The organism is Rhodococcus yananensis (assembly GCF_020515525.1).
GTDB classification, from domain to species: Bacteria; Actinomycetota; Actinomycetes; order Mycobacteriales; family Mycobacteriaceae; genus Rhodococcus; species Rhodococcus yananensis.
Window position 1 is genome coordinate 99940 of sequence record NZ_JAIYEP010000003.1, and the last position, 15673, is coordinate 115612.

The 15673-nt window shown below is 67.0% G+C and carries 11 protein-coding genes; all 11 read left to right on the plus strand.

Annotated features, from left to right (window positions below; all coding sequences use genetic code 11):
• The first annotated feature begins 177 nt into the window (after positions 1-177).
• Complete coding sequence (locus LDQ05_RS01265) at positions 178-1143, plus strand: bifunctional riboflavin kinase/FAD synthetase (protein ID WP_226435072.1); 966 nt, start codon at positions 178-180, stop codon at positions 1141-1143.
• A gap of 199 nt (positions 1144-1342) precedes the next feature.
• Positions 1343-1612, plus strand: a complete 270-nt coding sequence (gene rpsO, locus LDQ05_RS01270) for a 30S ribosomal protein S15 (protein WP_006551263.1) — start codon at positions 1343-1345, stop codon at positions 1610-1612.
• Between the two features lie 332 nt (positions 1613-1944).
• Entirely contained in the window at positions 1945-4233 is a 2289-nt protein-coding gene (locus LDQ05_RS01275) for a polyribonucleotide nucleotidyltransferase (RefSeq protein ID WP_226435073.1), read from the plus strand.
• A 669-nt stretch (positions 4234-4902) separates the two neighbouring features.
• The gene (locus LDQ05_RS01280) at positions 4903-6057 is read left to right on the plus strand and encodes a nitrate/nitrite transporter (protein ID WP_372461006.1); all 1155 of its coding nucleotides are present in this window, start codon (positions 4903-4905) and stop codon (positions 6055-6057) included.
• On the plus strand, positions 6054-9752 hold the full coding sequence (locus LDQ05_RS01285; protein WP_226435075.1) for a nitrate reductase subunit alpha: 3699 nt from the start codon (positions 6054-6056) through the stop codon (positions 9750-9752). Before LDQ05_RS01280 ends, LDQ05_RS01285 begins: the two co-directional genes overlap by 4 nt.
• 32 nt (positions 9753-9784) lie before the next feature.
• Positions 9785-11455 (plus strand): nitrate reductase subunit beta, encoded by a 1671-nt coding sequence (gene narH, locus LDQ05_RS01290; RefSeq protein WP_226435076.1) that lies wholly within the window; start codon positions 9785-9787, stop codon positions 11453-11455.
• The gene (narJ, locus tag LDQ05_RS01295; RefSeq protein ID WP_226435077.1) at positions 11452-12138 is read left to right on the plus strand and encodes a nitrate reductase molybdenum cofactor assembly chaperone; all 687 of its coding nucleotides are present in this window, start codon (positions 11452-11454) and stop codon (positions 12136-12138) included. Before narH ends, narJ begins: the two co-directional genes overlap by 4 nt.
• A 2-nt stretch (positions 12139-12140) precedes the next feature.
• The gene (narI, locus tag LDQ05_RS01300) at positions 12141-12872 is read left to right on the plus strand and encodes a respiratory nitrate reductase subunit gamma (protein WP_226435078.1); all 732 of its coding nucleotides are present in this window, start codon (positions 12141-12143) and stop codon (positions 12870-12872) included.
• Between the two features lie 98 nt (positions 12873-12970).
• Positions 12971-14305, plus strand: a complete 1335-nt coding sequence (locus LDQ05_RS01305) for a M16 family metallopeptidase (RefSeq protein WP_226435079.1) — start codon at positions 12971-12973, stop codon at positions 14303-14305.
• 166 nt (positions 14306-14471) lie between these two features.
• Positions 14472-15227 carry a 4-hydroxy-tetrahydrodipicolinate reductase gene (dapB, locus tag LDQ05_RS01310; RefSeq protein WP_226435080.1) on the plus strand — a complete coding sequence of 252 codons (756 nt, stop codon included), beginning with the start codon at positions 14472-14474 and terminating at the stop codon, positions 15225-15227.
• The coding region (locus LDQ05_RS01315; protein ID WP_226435081.1) for a hypothetical protein at positions 15224-15673 on the plus strand (450 nt) is incomplete at its 3' end. The genes dapB and LDQ05_RS01315, both read left to right, overlap by 4 nt.

Sequence of the window (15673 nt, forward strand, 5' to 3'; positions counted from 1 at the left end):
CCCGAAATTATGGGGACGCGTAACCTGAAATGTCCAGTCGGCACCGCCGCTCCGGTATCGAGAGGGTGTCGTGTCCCCCCGGATGGGGAGGGATTCGTGCGTGTGCGGCGGGGTCGTCCGCTCCGGCGCGGTGAGTCGGCGGTGCCGGACGACGCAGAGGGTCGTAGGCTTCGCGTTGTGCAGAGATGGCGAGGTCTGGACGAGATTCCTGCGGACTGGGGTCGGTGCGTGGTCACGATCGGTGTGTTCGACGGTGTGCACCGCGGTCACCAGCAGTTGATCGGCCGCGCGGTGGAGGCCGCACGCGAACGCGGGGTGGCGAGCGTGCTGATGACGTTCGACCCGCATCCGATGGAAGTGGTGCGGCCCGGAAGTCACCCGGCGCAGCTGACGACTCTGTCGCGCCGCGCGGAACTCGCGGAGGAACTCGGGATCGACGTGTTCTGCGTGGTGCCGTTCACGCCCGAGTTCATGAGACTCTCACCGGATCGGTACGCGCACGAGATCCTCGTCGAGAGGTTGCACGTGGCGGAGGTCGTCGTGGGGGAGAACTTCACGTTCGGCAAGAAGGCCGCCGGAACCGTCGACATGCTCCGGTCCATCAGTGACCGCTTCGGATTCGCCGTCCAGGGACTGAATCTGCTCGCCGAACACGCCGTGACGTTCTCGTCGACCTACATCCGCTCGTGCGTCGACGCCGGCGACGTCGCGGCGGCAGCCGATGCGCTCGGCAGGCCCCATCGAGTCGAAGGTGTCGTCGTGCGGGGTGACGGGCGTGGGCGTGGCCTCGGCTTCCCGACCGCGAACGTCGCACCTCCCATGTACGCTGCGATCCCCGCCGACGGCGTGTACGCCGCATGGTTCACGGTGCTCGATTCGGGGGCACCGGTCGACGGGATGGAAGTCGGCCGCCGATACGGCGCTGCCGTGTCGGTGGGGACCAACCCCACCTTCTCGGGGCGCAACCGCACAGTGGAAGCGTTCGTGCTGGACGCGAAGGCCGATCTGTACGGACAGCACGTGGCGGTCGATTTCGTCACGCGACTCAGGGGCATGGAGAAGTTCGACTCGGTGGAGGCGCTGGTGTCCGCGATGCACGGCGATGCGGACCGCGCCCGCGAACTCCTCGCCGGGGAGCAGTAGTCGCGACGAGCTCCGTGCGGAGGTCGGCGGCGCCGGGCATGCTCGCGCGCCGCGGTGCGCGGGGAAGTGAGCGACCTGCGGTGACACCATCGAGCTCTGGTAGGCTGGTCCGTCGGTGTGCGCTGCGGTTCGCGGCGGCCGCACCGACGGACTCTGTCCGTTTCCAGTGCACGCGGACGTCAGTGATCAGGAGTTACCAGTGGCATTGACCACCGAGCAGAAGAAGCAGATCCTCGGCGAGTACGGCCTCCACGAGACCGACACGGGATCGCCCGAGGCACAGGTGGCGCTGCTCACCAAGCGCATCGTCGACCTGACCGAGCACCTCAAGCAGCACAAGCACGACCACCACTCGCGTCGCGGCCTCCTGCTGCTCGTGGGCCGGCGTCGTCGTCTGCTCAAGTACGTCGAGAAGGTCGACGTCGAGCGTTACCGCTCGCTCATCCAGCGTCTGGGTCTGCGTCGCTGACGCAGGTCGGACACGACCGGATCCACATCTGTTGATCCAGCCCGACAGCCAACGGGGCTCCCTCTACACTGGGCCTCGTTGGCTGTCGGTGTTTGCGCCGACAGTCGGCACACAACACCGCACACGGCGGTGAGCCGTACGCACCGACGGTGTCGGTCCTCGGTAGTGATCCTCCGATCCGGACGACGCGCGGGACGTCCGTCCCGCAGCACGGTCCCCGGGGGGTTTCGATCGACGACCGCCTCCGCGAGTCGGTGCGCCGCCGCGACCACGGGGTCGCGGCGCCCACGCGGGTACGGCGAAGACGAAGAGGGAAAGAGAAGATTTCACAGATGACCAGCAACACCGCAGTCGAGGTCGACGAGGGCGTCTACGAGTCCGTCGCGACACTCGACAACGGTGCCTTCGGCACCCGCACCATCCGTTTCGAGACCGGTCGCCTCGCGCAGCAGGCCGCCGGCTCCGTCGTCGCCTACCTGGACGACGAGACCATGCTGCTGTCGGCGACCAGCGCGAGCAAGCAGCCCAAGGAACACTTCGACTTCTTCCCCCTGACGGTGGATGTCGAGGAGCGCATGTACGCCGCGGGACGTATCCCCGGCTCGTTCTTCCGTCGTGAAGGCCGTCCTTCCACCGACGCGATCCTCACCTGCCGCCTCATCGACCGGCCGCTGCGTCCGTCGTTCGTCGACGGACTGCGCAACGAGATCCAGGTCGTGGTGACGGTGATGAGCCTGAACCCGAACGATCTCTACGACGTCGTCGCGATCAACGCAGCCTCGGCGTCCACGCAGATCGCGGGTCTGCCGTTCTCCGGCCCGGTCGGTGGCGTGCGTGTCGCGCTGATCAGCTCGGACGAGAACAAGGCCGGCCAGTGGGTCGCGTTCCCGACCGTCGAGCAGCTCGAGAACGCCGTGTTCGACATGGTCGTCGCGGGTCGTATCGTCTCCGGCTCCGGCGACGACGCCGACGTCGCGATCATGATGGTCGAGGCCGAGGCCACCGACAACGTCATTGCACTCGTCGACGGCGGGGCCCAGGCCCCGACCGAGGCGGTCGTCGCGCAGGGGCTCGAGGCCGCGAAGCCGTTCATCGCCCGGCTCTGCGAGGCGCAGCAGGCCCTCGCGGCCGCGGCGGCGAAGCCGACCGGTGAGTTCCCCCTCTACCCGCCGTACGAGAACGACGTGTACGCGGCGGTCGAGGCAGCCGCGTCCGCCAAGCTGGCCGAGGCGCTGACGATCGCCGGCAAGCAGGCCCGCGACGAGCGCACCGACGAGATCAAGGTCGAGGTCCTCGAGCAGGTCGCACCGGACTTCGAGGGACGCGAGAAGGAGATCGGCGCGGCGTTCCGCTCGCTGACCAAGAAGCTGGTCCGCCAGCGCATCCTGCGCGACCAGTTCCGCATCGACGGTCGCGGCATCACCGACATCCGCGCCCTGTCCGCGGAGGTCGCGGTCGTGCCGCGTGCGCACGGGTCGGCTCTGTTCGAGCGCGGCGAGACGCAGATCCTCGGTGTGACCACGCTCGACATGGTCAAGATGGCGCAGCAGGTCGATTCGCTCGGGCCCGAGACGTCCAAGCGCTACATGCACCACTACAACTTCCCGCCGTACTCGACCGGTGAGACCGGCCGCGTCGGTTCCCCGAAGCGCCGCGAGATCGGCCACGGTGCCCTCGCCGAGCGCGCCCTGGTTCCGGTGCTGCCGAGTGTCGAGGAGTTCCCGTACGCGATCCGTCAGGTGTCCGAGGCTCTCGGTTCCAACGGTTCGACGTCGATGGGTTCGGTGTGCGCGTCGACTCTGTCGCTGCTCAACGCCGGCGTGCCGTTGAAGGCCCCGGTCGCGGGTATCGCCATGGGTCTGGTGTCCGACGACGTCGAACTCGAGGACGGAACTCGCGAGACGCGGTACGTCGCGCTCACCGACATCCTCGGTGCCGAGGACGCCTTCGGCGATATGGACTTCAAGGTTGCCGGTACGAAGGACTTCGTCACGGCCCTTCAGCTCGACACCAAGCTGGACGGTATCCCGTCGCAGGTCCTCGCGGGTGCGTTGTCGCAGGCGCACGATGCGCGCACCACGATCCTCGAGGTCATGGCCGAGGCCATCGACTCGCCCGACGAGATGAGCCCGTTCGCGCCGCGCATCACGACCATCAAGGTCCCCGTCGACAAGATCGGCGAGGTGATCGGGCCCAAGGGCAAGATGATCAATTCGATCACCGAGGAGACCGGCGCCAACATCTCCATCGAGGACGACGGCACCGTCTTCGTCGGTGCCGCGGACGGCCCGTCGGCGCAGGCCGCGATCGACAAGATCAATGCGATCGCGAACCCGCAGTTGCCGAAGGTCGGCGAGCGGTTCCTGGGCACGGTCGTCAAGACCACCGCGTTCGGTGCGTTCGTGTCGCTGCTGCCCGGCCGCGACGGCTTGGTGCACATCAGCAAGCTCGGCAACGGCAAGCGCATCGCCAAGGTCGAGGACGTCGTCAACGTCGGCTCGAAGATCCGTGTCGAGATCGCCGACATCGACAACCGCGGCAAGATCAGCCTCGTCCCTGTCGAGGACGACGCGGAGCAGGCCTCCGCTGCGCCCGAGAGCGCCGAGGCCACCGAGTCCTGACAGAACCCTCCACCGCCGCGGTATCCGCGACGGTGGAAGCAGGCACGCAGACACCCGCGTGCCTCCCCACCTTCCGATCCGGAGGCGTGCGGGAGGTGCGCGGGTGTCGTCGTCCGGAGTGTTGCCGTCCAGGCGGGGCATCGTCCCCGTTCGCTGTCCCGCTGTTCGAGCCACCCGGGTCGCCCGGCCGCCCGGGCACGTGTCGGGGGTCGCGTCTGCGGGGGCTGCGACCGTCGGTTCGGTCGAAGGAGACGAAGAGCACGCTTGCCCGAGCGGGAGCGGCGCCGGCTCGGGCATCGGTGATGATTCCGGCGAATCGGGCCGTATTCCACCGACGACACAAGGGCATTTCGGCCCGGATCACCCCGCGAATCGGATGACGATTTCCGTAGAACAGGTTAGGATGTCCTGAGAATTCGGGGGTCGGAATTTTCGATGAACTTGCACTGTAAGCAGTTTGCGTCGCAGCCCGACAGGGCCTTTCGTACTCAAGATCGAATTCACATATTCGATCGGATGTAACGTTTCCCGATTATTGCGTGTTTCGCTACCCGACAGTGGTTTCCTAACGGTGTGAACACGGCTGCGGTTTCTGGAATCGGGGCACGACCGGGAGTGAACCTCGCACTCGCGACGTGGGTGTCCGCCATCAATTTCTGGGCCTGGAACATGATCGGCCCACTGTCCACCACCTATGCGGGCGACATGTCGCTCAGCAGCTCCGAGGCGTCCATGCTCGTGGCGACGCCGATCCTCGTCGGAGCGCTGGGGCGCATCGTCATCGGCCCGCTGACCGACCGCTACGGCGGCAGGATCATGTTCATCGCGATCACGGTCGCCTCGATCCTCCCGGTCATCGCGGTCGGGTTCGCAGGGAACGCGGGATCCTATCCGCTGCTTCTGGTCTTCGGCTTCTTCCTGGGTATCGCCGGCACGATCTTCGCGGTGGGAATTCCGTTCGCGAACAACTGGTACGACGCGTCCCGTCGCGGCTTCGCCACCGGCGTGTTCGGTGCGGGCATGGTCGGCACTGCGCTCTCGGCGTTCTTCACCCCCCGATTCGTGAACTGGTTCGGGTTGCTCGCCACCCACTTCATCGTGGCGATCGCTCTCGCCGCCACGGCGGTGCTGTGCGTGACGCTGATGAGGAACGCGCCGGCGTTCACCCCGAACACCGAACCGGTGGTCCCGAAGTTCCTCGCCGCCTGCAAACTCCGGGTGACGTGGGAGATGTCCTTCCTGTACGCCATCGTGTTCGGCGGGTTCGTCGCGTTCAGCAACTACCTGCCCACCTACATCAAGACGATCTACGGATTCTCCGCGGTCGACGCCGGTACCCGCACAGCGGCGTTCGCGCTGGCCGCGGTGGTCGCCCGGCCGATCGGCGGTGCCCTGTCCGACCGGATCCCGCCGAAGTACGTCGTCCTGGCGTCGTTCGCGGGTACCGCTGTCACCGCGGCCATCGCGACGCTCAAGCCTGCACCGGACCTGTGGTCGGCCACCGACTTCATCGCGATGGCGATCTTCCTCGGCATCGGCACGGGCGGCGTGTTCGCCTGGGTGGCGCGTCGCTCGCCGGCCAAATCGGTCGGTAGCGTCACCGGAATCGTCGCTGCTGCAGGTGGTCTCGGTGGATACTTCCCGCCGCTGATGATGGGCGCGACGTACGACTCCGTCGACAACGACTACACCGTCGGACTGTTGCTGCTCGTGGCGACCGCAATCGTCGCGCTTCTGTACACCCTGTTGATGCTCAAGACCCGCGAACCCGCGAACGGCGCGGAGTCCGGAGCAACCATCCCGAGTAAGAAGGAGTCCCAGTGAAAGCCGACAAGCCCGGCACCGGCGGCGCGCTCGAGGAACTTCTCGTCCGTAGCGGACGGTTCTTCACCCCCGGTGAGGAATCCGGCGACGGACGCACCGTCACCCGCAAGGGCGGACGCGAAGGCGACGTGTTCTATCGGGACCGCTGGAGCCACGACAAGGTCGTGCGTTCCACCCACGGGGTGAACTGCACCGGCTCCTGTTCGTGGAAGATCTACGTCAAGGACGGGATCATCACGTGGGAGACCCAGGAGACCGACTACCCGTCGGTCGGCCCCGACCGTCCCGAGTACGAACCCCGCGGATGCCCGAGAGGCGCGGCATTCTCCTGGTACACCTATTCGCCGACGCGTGTGCGCTACCCGTACGCCCGCGGCGTGCTCGTCGAGATGTACCGGGAGGCGAAGTCCCGTCTGGGTGATCCGGTGCTGGCGTGGGCCGATATCCAGAGCGATCCGGAACGTCGTCGCCGCTACCAGCGGGCCCGCGGCAAGGGCGGCCTCGTGCGGGTCACGTGGGCGGAGGCCACCGAGATGGTCGCCGCGGCACACGTGCACACCATCAAGGAGTACGGCCCCGACCGGGTCGCGGGGTTCTCACCGATCCCGGCGATGTCGATGGTGTCGTTCGCGGCGGGGTCCCGGTTCATCGAACTGCTCGGCGGCGTGATGACGTCGTTCTACGACTGGTACGCCGACCTTCCGGTGGCGTCTCCCCAGGTGTTCGGCGACCAGACGGACGTCCCCGAATCCGGTGACTGGTGGGACGCGTCGTATCTGATGATGTGGGGCTCGAACGTCCCCGTCACCCGTACCCCCGATGCGCACTGGATGGCCGAGGTGCGGTACCGCGGCACGAAGGTCGTCACGGTCAGCCCCGACTACGCCGACAACACCAAGTTCGCCGACGAGTGGATGCCGTGCGCGGCCGGCACCGACGGTGCGCTCGCGATGTCGATGGGTCACGTGCTGCTCAACGAGTTCTACGTCAAACAGCGCGTTCCGTTCTTCGTCGACTACGCACGCAAGTACACCGACCTGCCCTTCCTGGTGAAACTCGAGGATCGGGACGGCACGTTCGTTCCGGGCAAGAACCTCACGGCCGCCGACCTCGGGCAGGATGTCGAGAACGCCGCGTTCAAGCCGGTGTTCGTCGACGGGGCCACCGACACCGTGGTGGTACCGCACGGGTCGCTGGGATTCCGCTACGGCGACGACGGGATCGGCAAGTGGAATCTGGACCTGGGCGATCTGGTTCCGACGCTGACGGTCGCGCCGACCGGTGGGGGAGCGGGTGACGCCGCCGAGATCGTGCTCCCGAGCTTCGACACCGTCGACGGGCACGGCGAGACGGTCGTGCGTGGTGTTCCGGTTCGAAGGGTCGGTGAGCACCTGGTGTGCACCGTGTTCGACCTCATGCTCGCCCAGTACGGCGTCGGCAGACCCGAGCTGAACCTGCCGGGATCGTGGGCGACGGGCTACGACGACGCCGACACCCCGTACACCCCGGCGTGGCAGGAACCGATCACCGGTGTGTCCGCGGCGCAGGCCATCCGCATCGCCAAGGAGTTCGCCCACAACGCCGAGGAGTCCGGCGGCAGGTCGATGATCATCATGGGCGCGGGTATCTGCCAGTGGTTCCACGGTGACGCCACCTACCGGGCAGTCCTCGCGCTGCTGCTGCTGACCGGGTCGATGGGCCGCAACGGCGGGGGATGGGCGCACTACGTGGGCCAGGAGAAGTGCCGTCCCGTCACGGGATGGGCCGCGATGGCGATGGGTACCGACTGGAGTCGGCCGCCCCGCCAGATGGCGGGCACCTCCTACTGGTACGTGCACACCGACCAGTGGCGGTACGACGGATATCGCGCGGATGCGCTGTCGAGTCCGCTGGGACGCGGCCGGTTCCGGGACAAGCACACGATGGACGTGATGGCGTCCGCGGTGGCGATGGGCTGGACGCCGTTCTTCCCGCAGTTCGACCGCAACAGCCTCGACGTCGCCGACGACGCGCGGAAGGCCGGAATGGAGATCCCGGCGTACGTGGCGCAGCAGTTGGCCGGCGGTGATCTCGAACTCGCGGTGACCGATCCCGACAATCCGCGGAACTGGCCGCGCGTGCTCAGTGTGTGGCGGTCGAACCTGCTGGGATCGTCCAGCAAGGGCAACGAGTACTTCCTGAGGCATCTGCTCGGAACCGACTCGAACGTCCAGGGGGATCCGGCACCCGACCAGTTGCGTCCGCACGATGTGCAGTGGCCCGACGACGTGCCCGAAGGCAAGCTCGACATGCTCATGTCGATCGACTTCCGCATGACGTCGACCACCTTGTTCTCGGACGTGGTGCTACCCGCCGCGACCTGGTACGAGAAGGGCGACCTGTCGAGTACCGACATGCACCCGTACATCCACGCGTTCAGCCCGGCGATCGACCCGCCGTGGGAAACCCGTTCGGACTACGACGCGTTCGGAGCGATCGCCGCGGCCTTCAGTCAACTGGCCCGCACCCACCTGGGAACCCGCACCGATGTGGTGATGGGTACGCTGCAACACGACACGCCCGGTGCTATGGCGTATCCGTCCGGTACCGAACGAGACTGGCGTAAGACCGGGGAGGTTCCCGTTCCCGGCAAGACGATGGGCCCGCTCGCCGTCGTCGAGCGCGACTACACGGCGATCGCCGACAAGTGGTCGACCCTCGGGCCGCTCGTGGAGAAGCTGGGACTGACCACGAAGGGCGTGACGACCCATCCGATCGAGGAGGTCGAGCAGCTCGCCGCAAAGTTCGGAGTGATGAACTCCGGTGCCGGAGCGGGACGCCCGGCGGTCACGTCCGCCGAACGCATGGCAGACGTGATCCTGTTGCTGTCGGGTACCTCCAACGGGCGACTGGCCGTCGAGGGATTCCGTGAGCTCGAGAAGCGCACGGGTCGTCGGCTCGTCCACCTCGCCGAGGGCAGCGAGGAAAGGCGGATCTCGTACGCCGACACGCAGGCGCGCCCGGTCCCGGTCATCACGAGCCCGGAGTGGTCGGGCAGCGAGACCGGCGGCCGACGCTACGCGCCGTTCACGGTGAACATCGAGGAACTCAAGCCGTTCCACACCCTCACCGGCCGCATGCACTTCTACCTCGACCACGACTGGATCGAGGAGGTCGGTGAGCAGATGCCCACCTACCGTCCGCCACTGGACATGTCGCGGCTCTTCGGCGAGCCCGGTGTCGGGGACACCGATGGGATCGGGTTGACGGTGCGCTATCTGACACCGCACTCGAAGTGGTCGATCCACTCGGAGTACCAGGACAACCTGTTCATGCTGTCGCTGTCGCGGGGCGGCCCCACGATGTGGATGAGCCCGATCGACGCGGAGAAGATCTCGGTACGCGACAACGACTGGGTCGAGGCCGTCAACCGCAACGGTGTGGTGGTGTGCCGGGCGATCGTGTCGCACCGCATGCCGGAAGGGGTGGTGTACGTGTATCACGCGCAGGAACGCACCATCGATGTGCCGCTGACCGAGACCACCGGGAAACGCGGCGGTATCCACAACTCGATCACGAGGATCCTGATCAAACCGACGCACCTCGCGGGCGGATACGCGCAGACCTCGTTCGCGTTCAACTACCTCGGCCCGACCGGCAACCAGCGCGACGAGGTGACGGTCGTCCGTCGCCGGTCGCAGCAGGTCCAGTACTGACGACACCGGCACCCCCGTGAGATGAGGCGATCATGAAGGTAATGGCACAGATGGCGATGGTGATGAACCTCGACAAGTGCATCGGGTGTCACACGTGTTCGGTGACCTGCAAGCAGGCCTGGACCAATCGTTCGGGCACCGAGTACGTCTGGTTCAACAACGTCGAGACGCGGCCCGGGCAGGGCTATCCGCGCACCTACGAGGATCAGGAGAAGTGGCGCGGCGGGTGGGTTCGCGACAAGAAGGGCCGGCTGCGGTTGCGCGACGGTGGGCGCTTCCACAAACTCACCCGGATCTTCTCGAACCCGAAGCTGCCGTCGATCAACGACTACTACGAGCCGTGGACGTACGACTACGAGAACCTGACCAATGCCCCGCTGGGTGACGACATCCCGGTCGCGCCGCCGCGCAGCCTCATCAGCGGAGAGCCGATGAAGGTCGAGTGGTCGGCGAACTGGGACGACGATCTGGGTGGGTCCACCGAGATCGTGCCCGACGACCCGATCCTGAAGAAGGTCAGCGAGGAGGTGCGCCTCCAACTGGAGGAGACCTTCATGTTCTACCTTCCGCGGATCTGCGAGCACTGCCTGAATCCGTCGTGCATGGCGTCGTGCCCGTCGGGTGCGATCTACAAGCGCAGCGAGGACGGCATCGTGCTCGTCGACCAGGACAAGTGCCGCGGCTGGCGCATGTGTGTGTCGGGATGCCCCTACAAGAAGGTGTACTTCAACCACAAGACCGGCAAGGCCGAGAAATGCACGTTCTGCTATCCCCGCATCGAGGTCGGTCTGCCGACGGTGTGCGCCGAGACGTGTGTGGGGCGGCTCCGCTACATCGGGTTGGTGCTCTACGACGTCGACCGGGTGCTCGACGCCGCGTCGGTCGAGGACGAGAAGGATCTGTACGAGGCGCAGCGGCAGATCCTGCTCGATCCCACCGACCCCGAGGTCATCGCCGCCGCCCACGAGTCGGGAATCTCCGACGAGTGGATCAACGCGGCACAGCGGTCTCCGGTGTACGCCCTGATCAACAGGTACAAGGTCGCGCTGCCGCTGCATCCGGAGTACCGGACGATGCCGATGGTCTGGTACATCCCGCCGTTGTCCCCGGTGGTCGACGCGGTCAGCCGCGACGGACACGACGGCGAGGACCTCGGGAATCTGTTCGGTGCGCTCGAGTCGCTCCGGATCCCCATCCAGTACCTCGCGGAACTGTTCACTGCCGGCGACACCGATGTCGTCGAGGGGGTTCTGCAACGTCTCGCCGCGATGCGCTCGTACATGCGTGACGTCAACCTCGGCCGCGACACGCAACCGCACATCCCGCAGGCGGTGGGCATGACCGAGGAACAGATGTACGAGATGTACCGGCTGCTCGCGCTCGCGAAGTACGAGGAGCGATACGTCATCCCCACCGCGTACGCGGCGGATGGCCACAAGCTCGAGGAGACCGCCACCGAGTGCGCACTCTCGTTCGACGGCGGTCCGGGCATGTACGAGTCCGGACCGTTCGGGGAGGCGAGCGGCGGGCCCGTGCCGGTGGCCGTGGAGACGTTCCACGCTCTCAAACAGCGGCAGACCAGCGAGGGGATGGCCGCGAACGAGAGCCACCCGTCGCGGGTGAACCTGCTCAACTGGGACGGCAAGGGGGTGCCTTCGGGGATGTTCCCCGGTGGTCGGCACCAGGCGGAGGAGACGAAATGAAACTCCTGCAACGCTCCCCGCGCCGCGACATCGCTGCGGAGAGGCTGCAGCACCGCCTGATCCGGCAGGTGGCGTCGCTGCTGCTCGCCTATCCGGACGCGCAGATGCCGCAGCGCCTCGACACCGTCGAGGAACTGCTCGGGCACATCACCGGCGACGACCGGGACGCGCTGGCCCGCGTCGCGGCGTACCTGCGGGCGACCGAACGCACCGTCGCGGAATGCGACTACGTCGACACGTTCGACATGCGTCGGCACTCCACGATGTATCTGACGTACTGGACCGGCGGAGACACCCGCAACCGCGGCACCGACATCCACGCGTTCGCCCGCGTCTACATGGACGCGGGCGTCGAACCACCGACGGGTGAAGCACCCGACCACCTGCCGGTGGTACTCGAGTTCGCCGCGACCGTCGACCCGGATGCCGGCGGGAAACTGCTCGCCGCGCACCGGGTTCCGCTCGACGTCCTGCGCGGTGCCCTGGTCGAGCGCGGCTCACCGTACGCAGACGTGATCACGGCCGTGTGTGCAACCCTGCCGCCGGTGTCGGATCAGGAGGAACAGCGGGCATTGCTCCTGGCCCGCAGCGGCCCGCCGGCCGAAGCGATCGGGTTGCAGCCTTTCACTCTCACGGTGCCTCCGCGTCGTGAGAGCACATCGGATCCGAAAGGAGGCCGGTGACCATGAGCGCCGGCGAGATCTATTGGTCCATCGTGCCGTACGTGACGCTCGCGGTGCTGATCGTCGGCACGTGGTGGCGCTACCGTTACGACAAGTTCGGGTGGACCACCCGTTCGTCGCAGTTGTACGAGGGCAGGATGCTGCGCGTCGCGAGCCCGCTGTTCCACTTCGGCATGCTCGTCGTGCTCATCGGGCACATCATCGGCCTGCTCATCCCGGAGTCGTGGACGGAAGCCGTCGGCATCAGTGAGCACATGTACCACTGGGGTGCCGCGGTTCCCGGTGTCATCGCGGGTGTCGCGACGCTGCTCGGTGTGGGCCTGCTGATCTACCGCCGGCGCACCACCGGTCCGGTGTTCAGTGCGACCACACTCAACGACAAGGTCATGTACGTGGTGCTGGTCGCGGCGATCGTCGCGGGTCTCGCGACGACGATGATCGGTGCCGTCGAGGGCAACGAGGCCCACAACTACCGCGAGACGGTGTCGCCGTGGTTCCGCTCGATCTGGATCCTGCAGCCGGACGGCGCCGCGATGGCGGAGGCACCGTTGTCGTTCCACATCCACGTCACGATTGCGCTCGTGCTGTTCGCGATCTGGCCGTTCACCCGACTCGTCCACGCGTTCAGCGCACCCATCCAGTACCTGTTCCGGCCGTACATCGTCTACCGCAGCCGCGACGAAGCACAGCGCGGGGAGCTCATCGGGTCACAGCCGCACCGACGCGGTTGGTGACGCGGCAAGGGCCCGGATCGCACGTGTAAGGTGTGGTGTTCCGCGATTTCCCGCGGAACACCACACCCACGTCTATGCCCAGGACCACTGAACAACACATGGCATCTCGTTCCGACCTCCTGTCCGTCGACAACACCTCGTCCGAGGCGGACACCGGCGTCCGTCGCACCGTGCTTCCCGGGGGCGTCCGAGTCGTCACCGAACACGTGCCGGGGGTGAGGTCGGCCGCGGTCGGTGTGTGGGTCGGGGTGGGTTCGCGCGACGAACAGCCCTCGGTCGCGGGTGCCGCGCACTTCCTCGAACACCTCCTGTTCAAGGCCACCCCGACGCGGTCCGCACTCGAGATCGCCGAACTCGTGGACGGCATCGGCGGCGAACTCAACGCGTTCACGGGCAAGGAACACACCTGCTTCTACGCGCACGTCCTCGACGACGATCTGCCGATCGCGGTGGACGTCGTCGCCGACGTGGTGTTGCGGGGCCGGTGCCGCAGCGCCGATGTCGACGTCGAACGACAGGTCGTGCTCGAAGAACTCGCGATCCGCGACGACGACCCCGAAGACCTTCTCGGCGACGCGTTGCTCACCGCGTTGTACGGCGATCACCCGGTCGGCAGACCGATCATCGGGTCGCTCGAATCCATCGAGGCGATGACCCGTAACCAGCTGCACTCGTTCCATGTGCGCCGCTACACACCGGCCAGGATGGTCGTCGCGGTCGCCGGCAACGTCGATCACGAGCACACGGTTGAACTCGTGCGCCGCGCGTTCACCGGTCACCTCGGTGCCTCGGCGGCACCTGCACCGCACCGCAGGGGCGACCTGCGTCTGCGCACGGCCCCCACCTTGAGCATCACGGATCGAGACAACGAGCAGGCACACCTGACCCTCGGCATCCGCACCTTCGGCCGTCACGACCCGCGCCGGTGGCCGCTGTCGGTGCTCAACGCCGTGATCGGTGGCGGGCTGAGCTCCCGCCTGTTCCAGGAGGTCCGCGAGCGACGAGGACTGGCGTACTCGGTGTACTCCGGTGTCGACACGTTCGCCGACACCGGGGCGTTCTCGATGTATGCGGGTTGCCAGCCGGAGAATCTCGGCGATGTCGCGGCCGTCGTCCGGGAAGTGCTCGCCGACGTCGCCGAGAACGGCATCACCGACGCCGAGTGCGCGCGGGCCAAAGGGTCGTTGCGCGGCGGTCTGGTGCTCGGCCTCGAGGACACCGGTGCCCGCATGCACCGGATCGGGCGCAGTGAACTGAGCTACGGCCGGCACTGGAGCGTCACCGACACGCTCGAACGCATCGCCACCGTCACCACCGAGCAGGTGTCCGAAGTGGCCGCCGACCTGCTGCACCGCCCGTTCGCGGCGGCGGTCGTGGGCCCGTACCGGCGGCCGCGCGACCTACCGCGCGCCGTCCGCGACATCGTCGCCTGATCGGGGTCACTCCCGCGCTCCCGGTGACCCCGATCATACGTTCGGTGCCCTTTTCGAGGTGTCGGGTGCTGCCCCGAGGGTGAAATCCCCCGCTTTAGGCGTGGGGAACCGTTGATGCGTAGTCTCGAGTGCGACCGACACGGTGACGGAAAGGCGTGGATCGAGCGTGGACACAGCAGCGGTTCGGGTAGGTGTGCTCGGGGCGAAGGGCAAGGTCGGGCAGGCGATCTGCGCGGCGGTCGAGGCGGCTGCCGACCTCGAACTCGTCGCAGCCGTCGACAAGGGGGACGATCTCGCGGAGTTCGTGTCGAGCCGCACTCAGGTCGTCGTCGACTTCACCCACCCCGACGTCGTGATGGACAATCTGCAGTTCCTTGTCGAGAACGGGATCCACGCCGTGGTCGGGACGACCGGATTCGACGACGGGCGACTGGACACGCTCCGCGGGTGGCTTTCCGCGAAGCCCGAGGTGGGCGTGCTCGTCGCGCCGAACTTCGCGATCGGTGCGGTCCTGTCGATGCGGTTCGCGCAGGCCGCAGCCCGGTTCTTCGATTCCGTCGAGGTCATCGAACTCCATCACCCGAACAAGGCCGATGCGCCGTCGGGTACTGCATACCGGACGGCGGCGCTCATCGCCGAGGCACGTGCTGCGGCGGGGGTGGGACGCAGCCCCGATGCCACCACCGCGGAACTCGAAGGAGCACGCGGCGCCGATGTCGACGGTGTGCGCGTGCATTCGGTGCGACTCGCCGGTCTCGTCGCGCACCAGGAGGTGCTGCTCGGAACCCAGGGCGAGACCCTCACGATCCGGCACGACTCGATCGACCGGTCGTCGTTCGCGCCCGGTGTGCTGCTCGGTGTGCGGGAGATCGGTGGGCGCCCGGGACTCACCGTCGGGATCGACCCGCTGCTGGACCTGTGACCTCCCCGGCCGCGGCAGGTCGCGACGTCCTCAAGGTCGTGGCGCTGATCGCGTTCATCGTCGTCGCGCTCGCCTTCTATTTCGTCCGGCTCGGTCGGACCGGTATCGAGTTGATCGCCAGCGGAGAACCGGTGTCGGTGGTGTTCGGGATCGGGGTGTTCCTGCTTCCGGTGGTCGGCGCGTGGATCGTCTATGCGACGTTGCGTGCGGGTTTCGATCATCAGCACCTCGCGCGGCGCATCCATGAGGAGGGGCTCGAACTCGACGTGGAGGATCTGCCGCGCATGCCGTCCGGCAGGGTGGATCGAGATGCTGCCGACGCGGTATTCGAGACGGTCAAACAGGAGTGGGAGGCCGATCCCGACAACTGGCGGAACTCGTACCGGCTCGCCCGCGCCTATGACCTCGCCGGTGACCGCGGTCGTGCTCGCGAGACGATGAAGCGG

What these genes read in the sequence shown, in the direction of transcription:
- narI (WP_226435078.1), top strand. Translation starts at nt 12,141, where the DNA reads ATGAGCGCCGGCGAGATCTATTGGTCCATCGTGCCGTACGTGACGCTC.
- narJ (WP_226435077.1), top strand. Translation starts at nt 11,452, where the DNA reads ATGAAACTCCTGCAACGCTCCCCGCGCCGCGACATCGCTGCGGAGAGG.
- LDQ05_RS01280 (WP_372461006.1), top strand. Translation starts at nt 4,903, where the DNA reads ATGATCGGCCCACTGTCCACCACCTATGCGGGCGACATGTCGCTCAGC.
- LDQ05_RS01305 (WP_226435079.1), top strand. Translation starts at nt 12,971, where the DNA reads ATGGCATCTCGTTCCGACCTCCTGTCCGTCGACAACACCTCGTCCGAG.
- LDQ05_RS01275 (WP_226435073.1), top strand. Translation starts at nt 1,945, where the DNA reads ATGACCAGCAACACCGCAGTCGAGGTCGACGAGGGCGTCTACGAGTCC.
- narH (WP_226435076.1), top strand. Translation starts at nt 9,785, where the DNA reads ATGAAGGTAATGGCACAGATGGCGATGGTGATGAACCTCGACAAGTGC.